Genomic DNA, 21207 nt, shown 5'->3' with positions numbered 1-21207 from the left:
ATTTCCCTGCCAAGTAGCCTCTAAACCCACTTTTTCTGAAAAGCCGCTATACTCTCATATTCTTCTTCCAGATGACGGGCCAGACGAATATAGATCGGTATTAATTCTTTATATTTCTCCACACTTTCCATGTTTGGCTCATGATAAAAATTGGCACCTACCATATGAGAAACTACATGTAATGTATCTATTTCACCTAAGCTATATAACCCGAGGATTGCCGCTCCTAAGCAAGAGCTTTCGAAACTTTCAGGAACATATACGTCTTGATGAAAAATATCCGCCATCATCTGTCTCCAAAGTTCCGATCTTGCAAAGCCACCTGTCGCTTGAATTTTTTTCGGTTCACCAATTAGCTCTTTTAAAGCAAGAAGAACTGTATACAAGTTATAAATGATTCCCTCTAAAACAGCACGGATAAGATGCTCTTTCTTATGATGTAGCCCAAGCCCAAAGAAAGATCCACGCGCATTCGCATTCCATAAAGGAGCTCTTTCTCCTGCTAAATACGGATGAAATAATAAACCATCCGATCCAGGATTCACTTTCGCTGCTATTTCAGTAAGCAATTCATAAGGATCTTTTCCTAAGCGCTTCCCATGTTCAACTTCTAACGCACATAATTGGTCACGAACCCACCTAAAAATCATACCACCGTTATTAACCGGTCCACCAATTACCCAAAGGTCCTCAGTTAACGCATAACAAAAAGTCCTACCTTTCGGATCCGTTACAGGCTGATTTGTTACAACTCGCACCGCACCGCTCGTACCAATTGTAATAGCAACTACTCCAGGTTCTATTGCATTTACACCTAAATTCGATAGTACCCCATCACTCGCACCGACTATAAAAGGAGTAGTAACAAGTACATTCATCTCTCTTGCAAATTCTTCATCTAATCCTATTAAGCTGTGCGTCGTTGGAACGAGTTTAGAAAGCTTTCCCTCCGAAATTCCTGCAACACGAAGAGCTTCTTCATCCCACTTTAAAGATTTCAAATTGAACATCCCTGTTGCTGATGCTATAGAATAATCAATTACATATTCATTAAATAACTTATAGAAAACATACTCTTTAATTGAGATGAATTTATAGCTTTTTGCAAATAACTCAGCATGTTCATTTTTAAGCCAAACTAATTTTGAAAGTGGTGACATAGGATGGATTGGTGTTCCAGTACGAAGGTAAATTTCATGACCATTCATATCATTTTTTATTTTTTCTGCCCAGCTTGCACTTCTATTATCTGCCCAAGTAATACATCTCGTTAACGGCTTCCCTGCTTCGTCTACAGCAATGACACTATGCATTGCCGAACTAAAAGAAACACAAAGAATATCAACTAGCTGCACATTACTCGATTGTATAGTTTCTTTAATCGTATGTATGACCGCTTGAAAAATCTCTTCTGGATCTTGTTCTGCTGTTTCTGGTGCGGGAGAATATAAAGGGTATTCAATCCCATGACTTGTAATAACTGATCCATCCACCGAAAACAAAACTGATTTTGTACTAGTTGTCCCAATATCTACACCAATCATATATTTCGAGCTCACTATGTAACCCCTTTCAAATTATTCCTATAGCAAAAGAGCACCATGATGTATACAAAAAGACGCTCCCTTATGAGAGCTACGTTTTCATAAACTTCACTCTCCATAAGGGGATCCTTTTTATAACCATTGTGCTGTTTTGAAAATGCATGGTGTCTTTTTATATCGCTGCTTTCACGTAATAAGGTACCAAACTCAGGATTTATTTTACAGGATGAAGTTACATAGAGATTGGTCCTCTCGTGAAAAGCAATTTGTGAAAACTTTACTTCCTTATAACTTAGGCGCTTTCGCCCAATCCGCAGCAAACTTTTCAATACCTTGATCTGTTAGCGGATGCATAGCAAGTTGTTCAATGACTTTATAAGGAATTGTTGCAATGTGAGCACCTGCCATCGCTACACGAGTTACATGATCTGGGTGTCTGACAGAAGCCGCAATAATTTGTGTATCTAATTGGTGAACATCGAATAATTCAGCAATTTTAGCAACTAATAGTACGCCATCTTCAGAAATATCATCTAAGCGACCTAAAAATGGAGAAACGTACGTTGCACCTGCTCGAGCAGCTAAAAGAGCTTGGTTCACAGTGAAAATAAGTGTAACGTTTGTTTTCACACCTTTTTCAGTAAGGTAGCGGCAAGCTTCTAATCCTGCTAGCGTCATCGGAAGTTTTATCGTGATGTTTTTATCACCACCGTTAATTTTAATCAGTTCTTCTGCTTGAGAGATCATTTCTTCAGCTTCTACAACATCTGGAGTTACTTCTGCCGAAACAGATTCAACGTTAGGTACTGCCTGACAAATTTCTGCAATACGGTCTTCAAACTTAATGCCTTCTTTCGCTACTAAAGACGGATTTGTTGTCACGCCAGCTAAAACACCTAGTTTATATGCTTTTTTTATGTCCTCAAGATTTGCAGTATCAATAAAAAACTTCATGATTTATTCCCTCCATTTTTTAAACGTTAACGAGTTATACTTTTAAAATGTTTATTTCTTTTCTACTGCATGTCCGCCAAATTCATTGCGCAGTGCTGCTACAACTTTCCCTGTAAATGTATCATTATCTAATGAGCGGTAGCGCATTAATAGAGACATTGCGATAACAGGAGTTGCTGTTTGAAGGTCTAATGCTGTTTCTACTGTCCATTTCCCTTCACCAGAAGAATGCATAACGCCCTTAATTTCATCCAGTTTTGCATCTTTAGAAAATGCATTTTCAGTCAATTCCATTAACCATGAACGAATGACTGAACCGTTGTTCCATACTCTTGATACTTTTTCATAATCGTAATCAAATTCACTCTTCTCTAAAACCTCAAATCCTTCACCAATAGCAGCCATCATTCCGTATTCAATTCCGTTATGAATCATTTTTAAGAAGTGACCGCTACCAGCTTTCCCTGCATATAAGAATCCATTTTCTACAGCTGTATCACGGAAGATAGGTTCAACGATGTCCCAAGCTTCTTGATCTCCTCCGATCATGTAACAAGCACCATTACGAGCACCTTCCATTCCGCCAGAAGTTCCTGCATCCATAAAGTGAATACCATCTTTCTTTAATTGCTCATATCGGCGAATAGACTCTTTATAATGTGAATTGCCAGCTTCAATTAAAATATCTCCTTTTGATAACAGCGGTGTAACCTCATTAATAACAGAATCAACAACAGCGTGCGGAACCATCACCCATAGAATTCTTGGTGATTCCAATGATTGAACGAGTTCGCTTAAACTAGATACACCTGTAGCACCGTACTCTTTCATTTCTTCCACCGCACTCGTATTTAAATCAAATGCCGCTACTTCATGTTTATGATCAATTAAATTCTTCCCTAAATTTAATCCCATTTTACCTAAACCAATTAATCCTACTCTCATAATATAATTCCTCCTTGAATTACCTTTCATCATAAATACACATTAATAAAATGATGAATATCTTTTTGTCATATTTCTTTACTTATAAGGATGTACTTATTTTTTCAATCCTTCATCTAACCACCATTTAAATTCACTTTCTTGTAATAGAGCATGAGCAGCATCCGGACCATACGAGCCAGACTCATATTCATGAAGAGGTAACAAGTTTTCTTCGAATGCTTCAAGGATTGGCTGCACCCATTCCCATGACAATTCAACTTCTCTCCAGTGAGCAAAGAATGTAGAATCTCCACATACAGCATCATAGATAAGCCTTTCGTAAGCTTCAGGTATTCCCACACCTGTTTGCTCACAAGTAAAATGAATACGGATCGGTTCAAGCTCTCCATTGTTCAATGGATTTTTACTATTTAATTGGAGTGAAACATTTTCATTTGGGCTAATTTCAATGATTAACAAATTAGGCGCTGCATTTGGATTACTATCTTGATACTGCTGTTTTAACGTATTTTTAAACTCAATTACAATACGAGTAGACTTTTCTTTCATTCTTTTTCCTGTTCGTATGTAAAAAGGAACATCAGTCCAAAATGGGTTATCAATCCATAAGCGAGCCGCAACAAATGTATCTGTTTGAGAAGAAGGATTTACTCCTGGCTCCTCTCTATACGCCACAACTTGTTGTCCTTTTATCTCCCCTGAAGCATATTGTCCGCGAATGATATGGTTTTGAACGTCTTCTTTTTTCACTTTACGAAGAGTCTCCATGACCTTTCGTTTTTCCTCACGAATTTCACATGCATTGATCTTTTCCGGCAGATTCATAGCAGTCATCATTAATATTTGCAGCATATGATTTTGAACCATATCACGAATGGCTCCTGCATGATCATAATATGCTGCTCTTTCTTCTACACCAACCGTTTCACTAGCTGTGATTTGTACATTCGCAATATGTTCTTTATTCCAAATCGATTGGAGAACAGGGTTTGCAAATTCAAGTGCTTCAATATTTTGAACCATCGGCTTACCTAAATAATGATCAATACGGTATATTTCGTCTTCTTCAAACGTTCGACTAAGCCTATCATTCAGCTCTCGGGCAGATGTAAGATCATGACCAAATGGTTTCTCAATCATTAGGCGCTTCCATCCATCCGTTTTATCAAGTCCACTTTCTTTAATATTTAAAGCAATGGTCTCAAAGAAGTCAGGAGTAACTGAAAGGTAGAACATTCTATTCCCTTGTATATTTTGTTCTTCTTCCCTTTCACGAACTACTTGCAATAACCTTTTATAATCTTCTGGCTTATTCACATCTAATGGACAATAACGAAAACACTCTAAAAAATCTTCTATTTTCGGAGTACCTTCATCTTTGCGACGAGAAAAAGTTTCTATTGATTCTTTTACTCTTTTTTGAAAATCTAAATGAGATACTTCACGTCTTCCAAGCCCAATAACGGATATTTGCTTTGGAAGCTTTTGATCTCTATATAAGTTATATAGTGCAGGGTAAATTTTCCTTTTAGCTAAATCCCCTGTTGCTCCAAATAAAACAAAGGTCATTGATTCCAATTTCAGTCCCCCTCGTGATGTATAGTCATTGTCACTATAGTAAAAATGCATTGTACAGAAGCTACTATTATTGTTGATCCAATCTTACTTCTTAAATTCTAATTTTTTATATTTGTCGCTTTCTCATTGTCCCCAATATTAATAGTGGCAATTCAAAGCATTTTCCCCACATCCTACTTACTCAGTTTAACTTATATTAAATAACTTAATTACTTTTAGTAATTAAGTTACGTTATGTCTACCATATTAACTACATAGATTATAATCGTCAAGAAAAGTGTCTCGAATTAAAGATTTTTATTCCGTAACATCTTATTAGAAATATGTTCATGAGCTGAATAATAAAAAGGCAAAACCGAACAAGAATATGTTCGGTTTTGCCTTTTTATTATTGTTTCAAATGATTTTTAACTGCCCTTATAACTAATTCATGATCTTCTTCTGGTGGTAACCCTGAAACTGTTATCATTCCAATAACTCCTACATCTTTTATTTGCACAGGAACGCAACCACCAAATGCAGCATAATCCGACCTATCTAAAAGATATTTTTCATTATATGGAATGCCCGTTATTTCACTTTGTATCTGCATATAATACGAGCTATGATTATGCAAAGAAACAACTCGTTTTTTACGCTCAATCCATTGTGTATTTTCCGCAGTTGTCCCGGTCATCTTGAAATGAAATAGTTGCACACCATTTTTCGCTATATCAACAGCAATCAATTTCCCTTCCTTCCTCGCTGTTTCAACGATAAATAAACCTATTTGCAAAGCATCTTCATTTGTAAAAGACGAAAATTGAAGTGTTTCCTCCTCTATTAAAATTTGTTTACTAATTTCATTCAAATTTGAAGTACTCATATGTTTATCCCCCTTACTCACTTTATGCCACATTGCTATTTTTAAAATTATGCGACCCTACCGTACTGACTTTCCATATAACCTAATAACGTAAAGCGTATTCTTTTCTTCTTGGTGCTATTATGAATTATATTTAACGCCTTAAAAATGTATGTCCTTTCGTACTAAACATTTCGTATAGAAGTTTTCTTCCGGATACTTCTTACAAGCATAAAAAAACCAGTTGATTGAGCAACCGGTTCGCTAAAATTTTCATATAGGATATTCATTCAACCAAATGAATGCTTGTTCATAATCATCGAAAAATTTTATAGATTCTTTTGTATTGGATTGTTGTAAATAATTCAGTATCTCCCCTTCTTCAAGGAGAAAAGCAATTGCCTTACTGTGATTCAAAATCGTTTCATTGAAAAACTTATCTTTCCATACTTTTTGAACAGAAAAATGATCTGGCGTGTACCCTTTTCTATCTACCAGCAATTTGTATTTCCGTCCCTCGGAAATGAATTGCTGACAAACTTGCTCGAAGCCATTAAACCATTCATAAACATCATCTGTTTTAATCTTGCCTATAAGACGAGTAACAATTATATCTCCGGAAACAGTTGTACTAATATTCAGTTTACTTAAATTGGAATCATCTCCCTTAGTTACAATTATACGGAAATATCCCATGAAATCAATAAGATAAAATTGTTACGCATTGAAGCAATCTTATTTACGAAAAGAGCCTATGTGAAAGATGATCTTGTGTCGCTAATTTAAAAAAGGACAGACTCTCCAAACGGAGAAGTCTGTCCCAAAATCGTTCTATTTTATTTTACATTAGAACTAACAATCGTGAATTAGAATAATGACTTAATACTTGCTAAAACAGTAAGTACACCTACAATAATAACAAATACGTTACTCATTTTCCCTTTGTATTTAGCTAGTACTGGTACTTTATTGATTGCATACATCGGTAATAGACATAAGATAGCAGCAACTAATGGACCGCTTAGAGAATCAATAAGTCCAAGAATACTTGGATTTGTATAAGCAACAAACCAGCATGATAATACAACAAAAGTAAGGACGATTGTCTTAATTGTTTTTTCTTCAATAACTTTTCCACGTGATTTACCGAACTTAATAATCATGTCACGCATTACTTCAAATGCTCCGATATAATGGCCAAGGAATGATTTTGTAATAGCCACAAAAGCAATGATTGGAGCTGCAATCGTAATTACAGGTGAATTAAGCTCATTAGCAAGATATGAAAGAATTGATAAGTTTTGCTCTTTTGCCATTTTTAAATCCTCTGGAGTCAAGCTCAGTGTACTACTCCAAACGAAGAACATAACTACAGCGAATGTCATGATATAACAAACTTTTTGTATTTGCGCACATTTAGCATCAGTAGCTTCTATTCCATACGTAGCTCTCTGTTTCACAACAAATGATGAAATCATAGGTGAATGATTAAATGAGAATACGATGATTGGTAGAATCAACAATATCGTTCCAAAATATCCTGTTCCTGTTGAAGCAGTAGAAACAGCTGAAAAGCTAAGCATTGACGTATTCCACTGTGGAATTAAAGATATTGCGATAAACAGTAGAGAAGCTATGAAAGGATACACTAGCATACTCATGATCTTTACAGTAATATCTTGACCAAAATTCAGTATAGCGATAAGACCAAGAACTAATACAAGTGATAAAATAGCCCTTGGAGGCTCTGGCATGTGCAATTGATGCACGATAAAGCTACTTGCAGTATTTGTAAGCGCAACCGAATACATTAGCACGATTGTATAAATTGAACCGAAATATACGATGTTAAAAATGATACTTGCTTTATTTCCGAAATACTCTCTAATTGTACCTGTGATCCCCTCATCAGCAGAATTAGAAGCGTATATCATTTTAGCAAGTGCCCTATGTGAGTAATACATAACTGGATATGCAAGCAATGTAATTAGTAGTAATGATAATAAACCACCTGAACCTGCATTAATCGGTAAAAAGAGCACCCCTGCTCCAATTGCAGTTCCAAATAGGCTCAATGCCCATGTAGTATCCTGCTTATGCCACTTTTTCGGATCTGCATATTGCTCATTTTTTAGTGCGATATTTTCAGCTTGAACTTCTATTTTCTTTGCAGTATTCCCGTTCATATAATAACTCCCCCTTGTATCTATTCTTGCGTCTCTCTTTATAGCTAACAAATATTCCTTTTTTCGGAAAATGAATTCCTTACAAGTTGCCCCACATTGCAAGTCCTTCATCATAATGAATCCAAATTGAAACATTCGCTAGTTAGCGTCCTAACATAAATGTTAGCGTTCACAAAAAAGTTTACTCGTAATATCCGCTCTTTATATAAAGACCGCTTAAGAGAACAATATTGAATAGACTTCATAAATACGTTGCAACATTTCTAATAACAGTGTATTACTTTTATGGTTTCTCTAAATTACTTGTAAAAGTAATTTCAGTTAAACCGGCCTCTCTTCATTTATGAGGCATTTCTTTCTCAATCCTATACATCACTTTAATAGCTTCGGCAGCATTTATGGTATTGATTACACAAGCCACTGAAGCACTTTACATACATTTCGCCTCTAACCACACACCTTTCTTACTAATAATCGCATTTTTTATATTTTCTCCAGAGATAATAAAATTTCTCTCGACGCACTCATTATAACGTGTATATTTATAAAATTAATATTTTTATATTTTCAGAAATATTAATTGGATATAATTTTACATGGATAATATTTTACAGTTAGCATGCAACCCTTGTTCCTATCGCTTAAAATGGAATTAATCAGCATAAAACACAGTAAAATATTGTTTATTTAAGCTACTCATTTTAAAATTTTTTATATTTTTCTTTATCTAAAAATTTTATTTCAAACTAAAAAAGATATCCTAATAAATAATTAATGTGGTGAAAAAAATATCTTTTTAAATGCATAAACCAAATTTTAGGATATATATTATAAACAGTGCATTCATATACATTTTTAAACTTGATGCTAACGAGAGAACCGCTCACATTTTGCTACACGAAAAAATAAAATAAGCTGCCCATATGGACAGCTCATTTACATCATTCAATCACCACTTTTATTAAAATGCAACAAAAGAGATGATATTATTGATTATTACACGATTCAACCTATGAAAAGCGAATAATTTAACCTTTAAAATCCCTCATTAACTAGCTCTTTTATCAAGTTTAATTTTGCAGAAAGCTCAATAAACCATTCTTCATCCCCTGTTAATAATGCAAGGTCTATAAGATACAGGATTTGCTCCTTATTTATTACCTTTGATTCAGGGAGTTTGTTAACGTGTTTACTAAAGAGTAAAATCGCTTCGTTCATTGTGTACTTGTCGTCACGTTTCACAATACTAACTGTAACTACATCTTCCACTTCATCAAGTGATACAATGTAACCAACTATGAATTCACCCTCATTTGATATTCCACGAACCCAATCTCCCACTTTTAAAACATGATTATTATTTGACATCATACTTTTTCACCTTCTTATCAATATTTTTGTAACGATAAAAAAGATATAAAAACTAACTTAAACTGTATTATTTTTAATTACAGTTATTTTTTAAGAACTCACGGCTACATAATAATTAAGCCGCTTAACGTTCTTGATTAATAAGGTCAACAACTTCTTTCATTGTATAATTCTTTAAATATTCACCTAGATGTTCTTCCGCACCTAAGAAAATAGCAAAAAGAACTTTCCGCATGTTCGAACCTACAATACACTGATCATTTGATTCTGGACACTTCGGCTGCAATGCACCTTCAGAGGTTATTTGATAAATATTCCAAAGATTAATTTCACTTAAATCACAGGCAAAAATAAAACCTCCACCAGTTCCCTCTTTTGATTGTATAAACTTATGTTTTTTTAACAAACTTAGCACTTTGCGAATGCGTACGGGATGAACACCTGCACTTTCTGAAATAGCATTACTTGTTGACATCCGATCTGGCTGTAAAGCTAAATAAGTTAAACTGTGAATGGCCAAAGTAAAGTCGCTGTTCATTGTTGTCCTCCTACGATAAAAAATATGATTTCTCGCTTAGTAACATACTGTAGCCATAAATATTACAGATAGGTTAGTCAAACGGTGAACTACCCACCACTTAGTACCTCTTACGAGCTTACTTGAAGTAGGGGCTTCTCGGTTCATCGCTACTTTTGATAGCTAACGAATTTGTCCTAGGACAGCCGAGCTAACTCCCTTGTTCCAAAGGTTATTTTATTACTATTTATGCCAACACTAATAAGCGGATGGCTTCCTTTTTGATATTGATCGCTGCATTATAATCACGGCCAATTGTGAGTCCACACAAACACGCATACGTGCGTTCACATAATGGCATTTCTTTTTTATTTCCACAATTACTACACATCTTTGTAGAAGGAAACCATTTATCTATTTTTACAAGCTGTTTTCCTTGTTCTTGTAGCTTATATGCTAAAAATGTCGTGAACATCCTCCAACCGTTGTCCGCTACACTCTTACCAAATCTAAATGCTCGTGACATTCCTTTCATATGTAAGTCTTCGATTGCTACAACGTCAAAACTCGTAGCTAATTCTTTAGACTTATGATGAAGAAAATTTTTACGTTGATTGGCGACCTTTTCATGCAACTTCGCTACACGAATTCGTTGTTTATTCCAGCGTTCTGAACCTTTCACACGTCTTGCTAATACTCGTTGTGCCTTCGCTAATTTCTCTAACATCTGACGATAAAAGCGAGGATAATTGGCTTTCTCATCTTCGCTACTCACGTACAATTCAGCCATTGCGAAGTCTAATCCAACTACACTTTGTACTTCTTTTTGTACAATCTCTTTTTCATATTCAGTCAAGATGGACACATAGTATTTACCAGTAGGTGTCATCGAAATCGTACACGATTTGATGATATGTTTTGGCGGGATTTCTCTATGTTGCTTCAGTTTCACCATTTTCAACTTTGGTAATTTGATATAACCATCAAATAACATAATATTTCCGTTTACTCGATTCGTTGTATAGGATTTTCTACTCTTTTTACTTTTGAATGTAGGAAAATCACTTTGACCACTAAAAAAATTCTTATACGCAGTTTGCAAGTTTAATTGCGCGTTGGCCAATGCCAATGAATCAACTTCTTTCAACCATTCATACTCTGTCTTATATTTTGCATATACTTCTTTTCGTTCAGCTAACATTTTGTTATACACAAAACGTACACACCCGAATGTTTTTCGTATGAGATGTGCTTGTTCTTCTGTTGGATACAGACGGAATTTATACGCCTTATTCTGCTTTGGCATATCCATTCACCTCATTTTCCATAAGCTATGACGGTGATCACACAACCTGAACACTACAAGATTATTATCTACTTTCATTGTTATACCAAAATTCCCCTCTTATAAGACTGATTATATCAGAGGCGAAATAAATAGGAAAACCAAATGTTTGGCTACGCCAAACCGAAATTCATCTCCGAAATGCCGCTAGACTATCGTGTTTCACACGCCTGAGGAAGGAGACTTCTTTCGGATAATATGTTAAAATATTCAAGAAGAATGCTTAGCATGAAAAAATTAATCCCTTTATATTCTATCAGAACTCCCCTATATCTCCTAACTTCATTTAACTTTTTAAGTTGCAAATAAATTTAAACAGTCCACTGTTTCTTAACTTGTTCTTCTGCCAATTGTTTAATTTTTGTCCAAATCGTATCTTTACTCACAATAACATTTGTGTGATAGTTTCTATCTTTATAATTAACTGTAACACATACTTCAATCACTTTTGCTTCCTCCTTTCAAAATATTACTTATTAATTAGCCATTTTTTGCAATTCAATATTCAAAAATGTTCGAACGCTACGCGGTAAAAATTTGCGGATTTCTTCCTCGTTAAAACCAACCTGTAATCTTTTTTCATCCAGCATAATTGGACGACGTAACATTTGAGGATACTCAATTATTAATTTATAAAACTCATTAAGCGAAAGCGCCTCAATATTTATATTTAATTCCTGAAAAGTTTTAGATCTAGTTGAAATAATTTCAGTAGCACCATCTTCAGTTAAACGGAGAATGGATTTAAGCTCATCGACTGTAAGAGAATTTGATACGATATTTTTTTCGGTATAATCAATTTGATGTTCTTCAAGCCATGCTTTTGCTTTTCGGCATGAACTACAGCTTGCTGTCGTATATAAAATCACCATATTTTACACACTCCTTTACTTTTTAAATTATTATATAGATTATTGAAATGTATTAAAAAAAATTACAGTTTAGAATGAAATACACGTTATATTATTTATTCAAAATATATTTAATTTATCTGTTTTTTACAAACGATGGCAACTCACTTCTAAAAACTATACTGTAATTTTAAACTTTACAGTTCAATTAATCAACTGTTAAGTCTTGGATGCATTCCATTAGCGAAACAAATTATATTCCACTTTATTTATTTCTTTCCTACATGTTTAGCATAATAAAAGCTACTGCATTGAACACAGCAACATTGTAGGAGGAAATACGCGAACAAAAAAGCAAAGCGCGCACACTTTGCTTCTTACAAAATCCCTTTTAACTTTTTACCAATTAACTCCGCTAAATATTCATAACCTTGTCGGCCAAAATGTAAACCGTCTTTTTCATCATCTTCTACAAATCTTTTATAACTCTGTTCTTGAATCATCTCAGCATATAAATTCAGAAAATAACTTCCTGTTTCCTTCGCCACTTCCTCTACTACGTCTGCATACTGACCAAGTACTTTATTGGTTCTATTATGCTGGCGTTTTTCATCAACTGGTGCAGGACTAATAAGTAATACTTTTTCTGGTGAAATCTTACTTACAATCTTCTCTAAATTGTCTTTGTATACTTGTAATGGTACTGGATCAAATAATACCGAATCATTCGTACCAAGAAAAACTGTTACAAAGTCTGGTTTATGTGATAGTACATCATCTTCAACCCTATGTAACGCGTCGAACGTATTATCGCCCGGAACCCCCGCATTTACCACCTTCCAATTTAGAAACATCTCTTGCAGACGCGGTGTTAACCTTGGCGTTCCATCAAAAAACGTTTCATCAGCTGTAATACTATCACCGAAGCATACTAACGTTTTCATAGAGCTGATTCTCCTTTTACGTACGAAATAACTTTCCTTCTACCGCCTTAATATATCTTTCAGCAGAACGTTCCACTGCCTCATTTGCATTCTCTTTCACTACTCCGTGAAAAGCATTATATAAACGATTAAATTGTAATGGCTTCACTCGATTCGCCATTCCCTCCACTTTTCTCGCTGGCAATGGAATTAAGTTCGGATAGCTGTACATGAAACTCACCCACTGCTGATCCGCTACAACTTGAATAATATCACCTGTTAATAAAATACCTTTCCTATCATTTCCTTCTTCCCAATGTAATACAGAACCGCCGCTAAAATGTCCTCCGAGACGATGAATAGTAATTCCGTCCGCTAATTGTAAAGACTCGCCAGACCAATAAATAATACGACTACTCGGGCGTACTACCCACTCTTTATCGTCTTCATGTATATAAATGGGTACATCAAACGTTTCTGCCCATTCTACTTGCGTTGAATAATAATGAGGATGAGATAGTGCAATCGCATCTAACCCGCCCCACTCTTTTATCTTCTCAATTGTCGTTTCATCTAAATAAGTAATACAATCCCATAATAAACGATAGGAATCCGTTTTTATAACAAATGCGGTTTGACCGATCGCAAATTTAGGTTTTGTCGTAATGCTATAAAGTCCATGTTCTTCTTCTATCATTTCATTTTTATATGTATCACTCGTTCGCAAGTTTTCTAAAGTCGTCCAAGACTGCCCTTTCGGATTCACATATTGTCTCTCCTCATCACAAATAACACAACTTACCGGTTCTTCCACACTCGCTGCATACTGTACGCCGCACGTTGTACAAACGAAATTTTTCAAACTAATTCCCCCTATCCCTATATTTTTATTAAGCTGATTTTTGTTGATAATGATCTACTGTTTTATTTTCAATTACTAAACCTATTAGAGTCAGTAAATAGACAGCTGTAACTGACAATGGAATTACAGTAAATCCATTGTCGGCAAAAAGAATCCCGCAAACTGACGTTACGAATACAGTCCCTACTGACAGTAAACCATAACTTTTACTTTCATAAATCCATACGTACGGCACAAAATGAACACCTATTAACATCGCTACTACAAAAGGTAACCACTCTGGAAATTGAAAATAGGCAAGTAACACAAACGGAATATTTAATACATTTATCCCGCCAATTAATCCAGCTAAAGTCCCTAGCGGATTTCCTTTCGCAAACATATCAATTTTCAATATAGCAGCTATCATTAAGCCACAAGGAAACACACAGCCCATACCAATTAAATACACCCACACAACTTGTTTTTCTGAAAGAAGAATACCCGTTACACTCGTTACAATCCAAAATAAAATACCAGCTATTATAACTGGAAATCCTTTTTTCGTTCTTTGTGCTAAATCTCGTTTTGCTTCTGCTATGTTCATTTCACTATCTCCCCCAAACTATTTGTACTATAAAGCCGGCTCAATTTCACCCATCCAATAACGCCAAGCTACTAAGTAATCTTCTAAATCTTTCGGGTGGTGTCTTAAACATGTATCTATACGCAAATATAATCCTATTACTATTTCCTCGTATAAATCTCGTTCTTTTTTATGAAATACACATTGTTTCATCACATAATCAATCGTTTCTTTCGTTAAATCTTCCGGAGTTGAACAGAATGCATAAATTAAATCATATATAGGATCTCCTAGCACTGGTAATGGATCAATTACTCCATACAGCTCATTCTCTTGGAATATAAAATTATGAAATCCGAAATCGCCATGTAATAAAAATGGCTGATTTACTCCGGCATCCCTATTTGCTAGTTTAAGAACTTTTCTATACTCTTCCTCACTTATGTAACGCTTTACATTTTCATAAGCTGTCTTCACATTTCCTGTTAAAAATTCATTCCAAGATTGAACCGGACTTTCTTTCCATCCCCAGCCATCTGCCTCTGGAACAATTTTATACTTATTAATAACTTCTTTTACAAGTGTACGAAGCGTACTTCGTTTATATCCTTGTTCGCACGAAGTATTACCTTCAAGGAAAGAATATACGAAATATGTATGGAAAGGTTCCTTATACAAAAGCTTTGAAAATAAAGTATTCCCCTCATAAAACGAGAGAAAATTAGCTTCTTCACGTATTACGTCCGGTTCATTCAGCTTTACTACATATTTTTCATCCAACAAATACACAGTACTTGTCGTTCCTCCGTTCAACACTTTTATGCTATTTGGATCATGTGAAATCACTTTCTCCTTAACGAGTTGCGCAGCAATTATTGAAATGTCCATTTCCTCACCCTTCAATTCCGAAGATTCCCTCAACTTAAAAGACAACTTTACTATTATTTGACAAACAAACAGGAAACCCCTTCCAAAATCTTAATATAACAAAAATTCATTTACTTTTACATTTCAAAAATAAGGAAATAATAACAACAACGTTACACACATATAGGAGGTCACTATGAAACCTGAATTTTTAAAAGCAGTACATGATGCTATTGGAAATGTTGAGCACATTCATATAGAAGAAAGCGGTGCGGACAGCTTACTTATCCATCATGATGATGCACAGCAGTTACAGCAAGTCGCTAAAACGTTAGAAAACAATAATTTCCGCTCTGCTTTAAGAACAACTGGAGATGCTTCGTATATTGAAGTGTTGAACAGATAATGAAAGTCCGGATGTATTCCGGGCTTTCTTTTTTTATATCGAAACTTCAAATTCTTTCACATACACCGCTGTTCCCGCAATATCTATTTGTAGCTTTTCATTCTCTATATCTTTCGTTACATATACCGTTACACGACCATCTTTATTCATTTCCTGTCCTTGTTCAACGATTAATTCCATTGCATGATCAAAATCTTTCTTCAAATACGTCGCATAGTACGCTCCCATTACACCTGAAGCTGTTCCTGTCACTGGATCTTCTATTGTTCCAGAGTAAGGTGATGAAAAATGACGACCGTGCATTTTTGCTTCTGCATTATATGTTTCTATGCAAAGCGGATGAATAGAGGCCTTTGGTATTTCTTTTAGCACAAATGGAAATTCATTATTATTAGGTTTCATTTTCTCACATGCTTCTAGATTTTTAACAGGTACAATTACAGTCCAAATACCAGTACTTCCATATACAATTGGTAATTTTCCATCTAAATCATTTACTTCAAGGCCAATACTATGTGCTAATGCCTCTTGAGAACCTGTAAAATCTTGAAACTGGGGTGTTGCTTGTCTCATTTTAATAACTGTTTCTCCACTTTCATTCGCACCTATATGTATCGGCAAAATCCCTGCCTTCGTTTCAATTGTTAAATTATGATTCCCTTCTAATAATCCCCTTTCATGAAGTGCATATATAGTCCCTACTGTCGCATGACCACATAAATCCATTTCATGACCGGGAGTAAAATAGCGAATCTTTATATTTGCTTCTTTTGAAGAAAGAACAAAGGATGTTTCATTAAACCCAACTTTTTCAGCAATACGCTGCATTTCCCCTTCTGTTAATCCATCTGCCTCTAATACAACACCTGCGGGATTCCCCATATTCGGTTTATTCGTAAATGCATCGTAATGAAATACCTTTATAGTCTTCATTTTCATTTCTCCTAACTTTCTTTAAAAATTTTATAATAAAGCTCTATCTCCGTTTTCACCGAACAATGATTTCTCCAAAATACCTTCTGCATCTTTTCATTTGAAGTATGTGTGCTTCCGATGTAATAAGTAGCGCCCATTTCTTTTAACATATGTAAAGATTGAAGATGCAGCTGGGAAGAGATTCCTTTCTCTCGATAATGAGGCATTACCCCAAAGTAAAATAATCGTCCTTCACTTTCTGTTCCAGGCTCTATATGCGGTATGGACAAACCAATTGGCTCTTTTTCATCATAAAAAACAATGCATGACTTCTCCCACCCTTTACCTAACTCCGTTTGCACTGAATGAAAATGCTCATCAATATTTAAAATGAAAGTTTTATTTCCTGAGTTCAACATACATTGCTCCCAAATGCATTTAAAATCTTTTACCGATAACGTTTCTCCTATTGAACGGTATTTAAATTGTTTTTAAAGCGCCTCTACATCGTCTAACTCTCTACACACTTCTATCTTTGCTGCATGTAAAGAAAAATCCGCATCAAGTAACACTCTCGCACTTGAGTTATAACTACTAAACCTCTTATTTAATACAATACTCGCTCTTTTTAACTCCCAGTTAAAACAAATTTCTTCAAATCTACTTATCTTCTCTTTATAAGTTTGTACGTTATAAAAGGCATCTTCTTCTATCTCTTCAATCGTCAATGCATTTGGTAAGCCATTTAATACTTTTTTTCGAGGGACCAAATAAATTCTGAATAATTGTAAGATCGTATATCACCACTTTAATTCACCCACACCTGGCTCAATAAACTTCCCTGAAACATCCTCATTTGAATCTATTACCCAATCATATATATTTTGCGCTCCTTCAGCCGGAGTCATATTCGCATCAAAAGCACCAATGTCAGTCTTTAATTTTCCAGGGTGAATGGCAGTTACACGAATTCCTTTATCTTCAAACTCTTGTTGCAGACAAAGCGTTAACATATTTTGTGCAGCTTTAGCAATTCGATAGGAATAGGAAAACTGACCTTGCGGAAACTCTTTGTGCGCCATTTTATGTAATGATCCTAAGCGAGAGGACACATTTATTATTCTCGGATGATCCGATTTCTCTAAAGCTACATATGTACCTTTTACAGCTCGAATTATACCTAAACAATGAATGTTAAATAAGTCCGTTAACTCTTCTGAATTCGTATGTAAAACTTCAGTCTCCTTTCCAGTAATTCCAGCGTTATTTATAACTACATCCAAACACTCTGTATATTCCGCAGCAAGTTGTTTCTTAATTTGTTCCGTACTCTCATCAGTCGATAAGTCTGCCAATATAGGAAAACATCTACGACTAAACATTTGCTTCAATTGCGTTACCGCAGCCTCCGTTCTAACTAACGGATAAACGATATGCCCATTTTCATGAAATACTTTTACTAACTGTAACCCTAATCCACGATTTCCACCTGTAATAAACACTCTCATATGTCCATCTCCTTATTTTTATAATAAATAAGAAAATCCATCCACTTACCATTCTCTAAAGAAAACGCCTCTCTCTTGCATTCAAAAGAAAAACCTGCTCGTTCCGCAAGACGAACGGATGGCTCATTATCAACACGTATATGTAATTCAATTCTATGAAAATGAAGACGATTAAAAAATAACGGTAACGTAGCTTTCACACTTTCCATGCCATATCCATTTTTCCAGTATTGATTATGTATGGAATACCCCATCATTGCCCACTGATAGTCCATACGTAAAATTTTTATAAGCTCTAGCTTTCCAATATTAGCTCCGTCTTCTTTACGAAAAATACCTAATACATACATCTCATCTCGATGTGCTGCTTCATCAAACCCTCTTATCCATTCCGTGAACCATTCTTTCGTTGATGAGGCCATATCTTGATAACCGTCGTCATATTTATACTGCGATGGTAACCTCTTACGAAAGCCATCGAACCAACTTTCATAATCATCATTTTGGAACGGACGGATCATAAGTCTCTCTGTCTCTATTTGTAATAGCGGCAGCTTCATTTATATCTCATCCTTTAATTAATGATTGAATATTCTTTATTATCTTACAATAAATACAAAATCTAGTAAATTATTATGTTTTTGATAAACAAGGGTTTGTTAAACTACAATGTTGATTTTTGAGAAATACAAAAAGGAAACCCTGTTCTGAAGGGTTTCCTTTTGTCATCATACTACCAATCTTATCTGTAATTTAAAACGTTGTATTCTGTCTTTAATATTCCATAAACATCAACATCTTCATATGTATTTAATAACAGTCTATTTTGTCTTAATGTGCCTTCTTTACGTAAACCCGCCTTCTCTAACACCTTAATCGATGATCTATTTCTAGAAATAGCAGATGCCCAAATTTTGTTTAGACCTAATTCAATAAAGCCAAAATGAATCATTCTATTTACAGCCTCGGTTGCAAAACCCTTGCCCCAATAATTCTTACCAATCCAATAACCAAGTTCTCCTCTATTGTTACCTTTGTCAATTCTTAGTGTAATTGTACCTACAATTTCTCTTGATTCTTTAGAAATGATTCCTAAAGGATATTCGATTCCTTGCCTTATAAGCTCTGGTTGCATATCAACCCAATCTTGCGCGAACTCCAATTTATATGGGTGTGGGAGCCCAAGAATATTGGCTAATTCCTTGTCATTAGCCAATTCTTTAATTCTACATACATCATCATTGGTAAAAGGTTGTATACATAAATGCTCAGTTTCTAATTTTATAGCCATATTTTCTCCCCCTTGTACTGAAATGAATGAAATTCCTTTATTTTCAATATTACATCAAAAAATCCAGTTATGCTTTGTACATAACTGGATTCCTCATCATCTAATCGCTTTTTATTTTACAAGTACACCTTCTCTTAATTCCCTCTTCAACACTTTCCCTAAAGCATTTTTCGGTAATTCTTCCATAAATACAACTTCTGGTATTTTATAACTTGCTAATTTTTCTTTACAATGTTGTATAATTTCTTCTTCTGTTAAGGACGTTTGCATATCTTTTACAATATACGCTGTCGGAACCTCACCCCAAAAGTCATGCGGAACCCCAACTACTGCAACTTCTAAAACACCATGTATTTCATGAATGACATCTTCTACTTGATCTGGATATACGTTGTCACCACCGCGTATGATAACGTCTTTATATCTTCCCATAATATGCAGGAATCCGTCATCATCTATCATGCCAGCATCACCCATGTTAAACCAACTATCTTTTACTACCTTCTTCGTCGCCTTTTCATTATTCCAATACCCTTTAAACATGTATGGACTTTTCACATGAATCTCGCCAACTTCATTTTTTGTTAGTTCATCACCTGTTTCTGGATGAACAATTTTCAGTTCTACATGTTTCAAAGTTTTTCCTACAGAAGACATCTTTTCTTTTCCCATCATTGGATGCCATGAAGTGACAACCCAACCTTCTGTACTCCCATAGCCTTGCACCATATATATTCCTTTTTCCATATATTTTTGAATAAGTGTTTCTGGCACTTTTGTACCACCGCTTTGCGCTACTTTAAAGGTTGAAATGTTACGCTCTTTTTTATTTAGCTCATCAAGCATGTAGCTATAAACAGCTGGGAACGCAAGCATCGTCGTAATTTTCTCTTCTTCAATCTTATCCCAAATGAGAGTAGGATTCGAATCAGCTAAGAAAATCATCGTAACGCCATGATAAATGCAATTTAAAATAGAAAGCACGCCACTCATATGGAACAATGGATGCACGGATAAAAAGCGTTCACCTGCTGGAATTTCTCTTTGTCCTGCAATTTCAGCAAAATAATGATGTAAGTTTTTATGTCCAATGACACATGCCTTCGCCTGTCCAGTCGTTCCTGAAGTAAATAAGTAAATCGCATCATCACCTTCATGAACTTCTACGTTCGGCTCTGTACTTGGCTGTTCTTGTAATGTTAATTCAAATGAACCAAAGCCTTCTTTTGTCGTTTTCATTACATAAGGAATTTCTTTAACAGCATCAATCTTTAAAGCTTCATGGAACTCTTCATCAATAACTAACACTTTTAATTTTGCTTCTTTTACAATCGTTTCTAATTCATACGCAGTAAGCTGATGATTTAGTGGAATACACACAGCTCCAATTTTTAAACTTGCTATCATAACGCTTGGAAATGGATGATTATTTTTGCATAGTATTCCAATACGATCTCCTCTTTGTACACCGCTTTGTAACAAATAGTGTGCAAGCTGATTTACTCGTTCATTGTACTGCTGAAACGAATACCTTTTCTCTCCCCCCACAAGCGCTTCCAAATTTGGTGATTGCATTGCTCTTTTTTGTAATAATTTTTGCATCGTTCTCAAGTAAAACTCCCCTTTATATATGTTAGGTTTTTTATTTTACCAGATTAACTATTAATTTACTAAAGATTACACTTAGTGAATATAATTTTTATAAAAATAGCCATCTACTTAACAAGTAAAT

22 protein-coding genes and 1 pseudogene are annotated in these 21207 nt (G+C 35.0%); 1 reads left to right on the top strand and 22 read right to left on the bottom strand.

Annotated elements, in window-relative coordinates; all coding sequences use genetic code 11:
• Positions 1–20 precede the first annotated feature (20 nt).
• The 16 genes from gntK to AC3WTA_RS18470 all read right to left on the bottom strand — a co-directional run bounded on the left by gntK (position 21) and on the right by AC3WTA_RS18470 (position 15376).
• Positions 21–1562 (bottom strand): gluconokinase, encoded by a 1542-nt coding sequence (gene gntK / locus AC3WTA_RS18545; protein ID WP_033657643.1) that lies wholly within the window; start codon positions 1560–1562, stop codon positions 21–23.
• Positions 1563–1829: 267 nt separating this feature from the next.
• Entirely contained in the window at positions 1830–2498 is a 669-nt protein-coding gene (gene fsa, locus AC3WTA_RS18540) for a fructose-6-phosphate aldolase (protein ID WP_061672754.1), read from the bottom strand.
• Between the two features lie 51 nt (positions 2499–2549).
• Positions 2550–3443, bottom strand: a complete 894-nt coding sequence (gene gnd, locus AC3WTA_RS18535; protein WP_001263671.1) for a phosphogluconate dehydrogenase (NAD(+)-dependent, decarboxylating) — start codon at positions 3441–3443, stop codon at positions 2550–2552.
• A 96-nt stretch (positions 3444–3539) separates the two neighbouring features.
• Positions 3540–5024 (bottom strand): glucose-6-phosphate dehydrogenase, encoded by a 1485-nt coding sequence (gene zwf / locus AC3WTA_RS18530; RefSeq protein ID WP_070168980.1) that lies wholly within the window; start codon positions 5022–5024, stop codon positions 3540–3542.
• Positions 5025–5412: 388 nt separating this feature from the next.
• Positions 5413–5889 carry a heme-degrading domain-containing protein gene (locus tag AC3WTA_RS18525; RefSeq protein ID WP_000107928.1) on the bottom strand — a complete coding sequence of 159 codons (477 nt, stop codon included), beginning with the start codon at positions 5887–5889 and terminating at the stop codon, positions 5413–5415.
• Positions 5890–6141: 252 nt separating this feature from the next.
• Positions 6142–6564, bottom strand: coding sequence for an STAS/SEC14 domain-containing protein (locus AC3WTA_RS18520; RefSeq protein WP_078183043.1), 423 nt, complete (start codon positions 6562–6564; stop codon positions 6142–6144).
• 170 nt (positions 6565–6734) lie between these two features.
• Complete coding sequence (locus AC3WTA_RS18515) at positions 6735–8054, bottom strand: aromatic amino acid transport family protein (protein ID WP_001014153.1); 1320 nt, start codon at positions 8052–8054, stop codon at positions 6735–6737.
• Positions 8055–9089: 1035 nt separating this feature from the next.
• On the bottom strand, positions 9090–9425 hold the full coding sequence (locus AC3WTA_RS18510) for an IDEAL domain-containing protein (protein WP_000987459.1): 336 nt from the start codon (positions 9423–9425) through the stop codon (positions 9090–9092).
• Positions 9426–9549: 124 nt separating this feature from the next.
• Entirely contained in the window at positions 9550–9963 is a 414-nt protein-coding gene (gene saiR / locus AC3WTA_RS18505) for an Rrf2-family transcriptional regulator SaiR (protein WP_001083462.1), read from the bottom strand.
• 226 nt (positions 9964–10189) lie between these two features.
• The gene (locus AC3WTA_RS18500; RefSeq protein WP_492332961.1) at positions 10190–11248 is read right to left on the bottom strand and encodes an RNA-guided endonuclease TnpB family protein; all 1059 of its coding nucleotides are present in this window, start codon (positions 11246–11248) and stop codon (positions 10190–10192) included.
• Between the two features lie 350 nt (positions 11249–11598).
• A complete protein-coding gene (locus tag AC3WTA_RS18495; protein ID WP_000573513.1) occupies positions 11599–11733 on the bottom strand; it encodes a BA3454 family stress response protein in 135 nt (44 codons plus the stop codon).
• Positions 11734–11763: 30 nt separating this feature from the next.
• Positions 11764–12159 carry a transcriptional regulator SpxA gene (gene spxA / locus AC3WTA_RS18490; protein ID WP_000236196.1) on the bottom strand — a complete coding sequence of 132 codons (396 nt, stop codon included), beginning with the start codon at positions 12157–12159 and terminating at the stop codon, positions 11764–11766.
• Between the two features lie 356 nt (positions 12160–12515).
• Entirely contained in the window at positions 12516–13082 is a 567-nt protein-coding gene (locus AC3WTA_RS18485) for an SGNH/GDSL hydrolase family protein (protein WP_000855211.1), read from the bottom strand.
• A 16-nt stretch (positions 13083–13098) separates the two neighbouring features.
• A complete protein-coding gene (locus tag AC3WTA_RS18480) occupies positions 13099–13923 on the bottom strand; it encodes an MBL fold metallo-hydrolase (RefSeq protein ID WP_000788184.1) in 825 nt (274 codons plus the stop codon).
• A gap of 28 nt (positions 13924–13951) precedes the next feature.
• On the bottom strand, positions 13952–14509 hold the full coding sequence (locus AC3WTA_RS18475; protein WP_327965519.1) for a DUF7010 family protein: 558 nt from the start codon (positions 14507–14509) through the stop codon (positions 13952–13954).
• 27 nt (positions 14510–14536) lie between these two features.
• Positions 14537–15376: an aminoglycoside phosphotransferase family protein gene (locus AC3WTA_RS18470; RefSeq protein WP_070168981.1), complete on the bottom strand. Its 840-nt coding sequence runs from the start codon at positions 15374–15376 to the stop codon at positions 14537–14539.
• Positions 15377–15551: 175 nt separating this feature from the next.
• Here AC3WTA_RS18470 and AC3WTA_RS18465 point away from each other — a divergent pair, with 175 nt between their 5' ends.
• Entirely contained in the window at positions 15552–15761 is a 210-nt protein-coding gene (locus AC3WTA_RS18465; RefSeq protein ID WP_000801653.1) for a hypothetical protein, read from the top strand.
• Between the two features lie 33 nt (positions 15762–15794).
• On the opposite strand, the gene AC3WTA_RS18460 is transcribed toward AC3WTA_RS18465, so the two are convergent.
• The 6 genes and pseudogenes from AC3WTA_RS18460 to AC3WTA_RS18435 form a co-directional block, all read right to left on the bottom strand.
• Positions 15795–16694, bottom strand: coding sequence for a PhzF family phenazine biosynthesis isomerase (locus AC3WTA_RS18460; protein WP_000849087.1), 900 nt, complete (start codon positions 16692–16694; stop codon positions 15795–15797).
• An 11-nt stretch (positions 16695–16705) separates the two neighbouring features.
• Positions 16706–17480: pseudogene (locus tag AC3WTA_RS18455) on the bottom strand (GNAT family N-acetyltransferase).
• Positions 17477–18184, bottom strand: coding sequence for an SDR family NAD(P)-dependent oxidoreductase (locus AC3WTA_RS18450; RefSeq protein ID WP_492332960.1), 708 nt, complete (start codon positions 18182–18184; stop codon positions 17477–17479). Before AC3WTA_RS18450 ends, AC3WTA_RS18455 begins: the two are co-directional and overlap by 4 nt.
• Positions 18181–18744: a GNAT family N-acetyltransferase gene (locus AC3WTA_RS18445; protein WP_000775350.1), complete on the bottom strand. Its 564-nt coding sequence runs from the start codon at positions 18742–18744 to the stop codon at positions 18181–18183. The genes AC3WTA_RS18450 and AC3WTA_RS18445 overlap by 4 nt, the downstream gene beginning before the upstream one ends.
• Positions 18745–18926: 182 nt before the next feature.
• A complete protein-coding gene (locus AC3WTA_RS18440) occupies positions 18927–19475 on the bottom strand; it encodes a GNAT family N-acetyltransferase (protein ID WP_000985523.1) in 549 nt (182 codons plus the stop codon).
• A 111-nt stretch (positions 19476–19586) separates the two neighbouring features.
• Complete coding sequence (locus AC3WTA_RS18435) at positions 19587–21086, bottom strand: class I adenylate-forming enzyme family protein (RefSeq protein WP_001259947.1); 1500 nt, start codon at positions 21084–21086, stop codon at positions 19587–19589.
• Positions 21087–21207: the final 121 nt, after the last annotated feature.

Source organism: Bacillus sp. EB106-07-01-XG149 (assembly GCF_058791555.1).
Note: the sequence above shows the minus strand (reverse complement) of the source record. Positions and strands in the feature narration are given on the sequence as shown.

Excerpts from the sequence above, each read along its gene's own strand:
- fsa (WP_061672754.1), bottom strand. The coding sequence starts at position 2,498 with ATGAAGTTTTTTATTGATACTGCAAATCTTGAGGACATAAAAAAAGCA.
- gnd (WP_001263671.1), bottom strand. The coding sequence starts at position 3,443 with ATGAGAGTAGGATTAATTGGTTTAGGTAAAATGGGATTAAATTTAGGG.
- AC3WTA_RS18525 (WP_000107928.1), bottom strand. The coding sequence starts at position 5,889 with ATGAGTACTTCAAATTTGAATGAAATTAGTAAACAAATTTTAATAGAG.
- AC3WTA_RS18520 (WP_078183043.1), bottom strand. The coding sequence starts at position 6,564 with ATGGGATATTTCCGTATAATTGTAACTAAGGGAGATGATTCCAATTTA.
- AC3WTA_RS18515 (WP_001014153.1), bottom strand. The coding sequence starts at position 8,054 with ATGAACGGGAATACTGCAAAGAAAATAGAAGTTCAAGCTGAAAATATC.
- AC3WTA_RS18510 (WP_000987459.1), bottom strand. The coding sequence starts at position 9,425 with ATGATGTCAAATAATAATCATGTTTTAAAAGTGGGAGATTGGGTTCGT.
- saiR (WP_001083462.1), bottom strand. The coding sequence starts at position 9,963 with ATGAACAGCGACTTTACTTTGGCCATTCACAGTTTAACTTATTTAGCT.
- AC3WTA_RS18500 (WP_492332961.1), bottom strand. The coding sequence starts at position 11,248 with ATGCCAAAGCAGAATAAGGCGTATAAATTCCGTCTGTATCCAACAGAA.
- spxA (WP_000236196.1), bottom strand. The coding sequence starts at position 12,159 with ATGGTGATTTTATATACGACAGCAAGCTGTAGTTCATGCCGAAAAGCA.
- AC3WTA_RS18485 (WP_000855211.1), bottom strand. The coding sequence starts at position 13,082 with ATGAAAACGTTAGTATGCTTCGGTGATAGTATTACAGCTGATGAAACG.
- AC3WTA_RS18475 (WP_327965519.1), bottom strand. The coding sequence starts at position 14,509 with ATGAACATAGCAGAAGCAAAACGAGATTTAGCACAAAGAACGAAAAAA.
- AC3WTA_RS18470 (WP_070168981.1), bottom strand. The coding sequence starts at position 15,376 with ATGGACATTTCAATAATTGCTGCGCAACTCGTTAAGGAGAAAGTGATT.
- AC3WTA_RS18465 (WP_000801653.1), top strand. The coding sequence starts at position 15,552 with ATGAAACCTGAATTTTTAAAAGCAGTACATGATGCTATTGGAAATGTT.
- AC3WTA_RS18460 (WP_000849087.1), bottom strand. The coding sequence starts at position 16,694 with ATGAAGACTATAAAGGTATTTCATTACGATGCATTTACGAATAAACCG.
- AC3WTA_RS18450 (WP_492332960.1), bottom strand. The coding sequence starts at position 18,184 with ATGAGAGTGTTTATTACAGGTGGAAATCGTGGATTAGGGTTACAGTTA.
- AC3WTA_RS18445 (WP_000775350.1), bottom strand. The coding sequence starts at position 18,744 with ATGAAGCTGCCGCTATTACAAATAGAGACAGAGAGACTTATGATCCGT.
- AC3WTA_RS18440 (WP_000985523.1), bottom strand. The coding sequence starts at position 19,475 with ATGGCTATAAAATTAGAAACTGAGCATTTATGTATACAACCTTTTACC.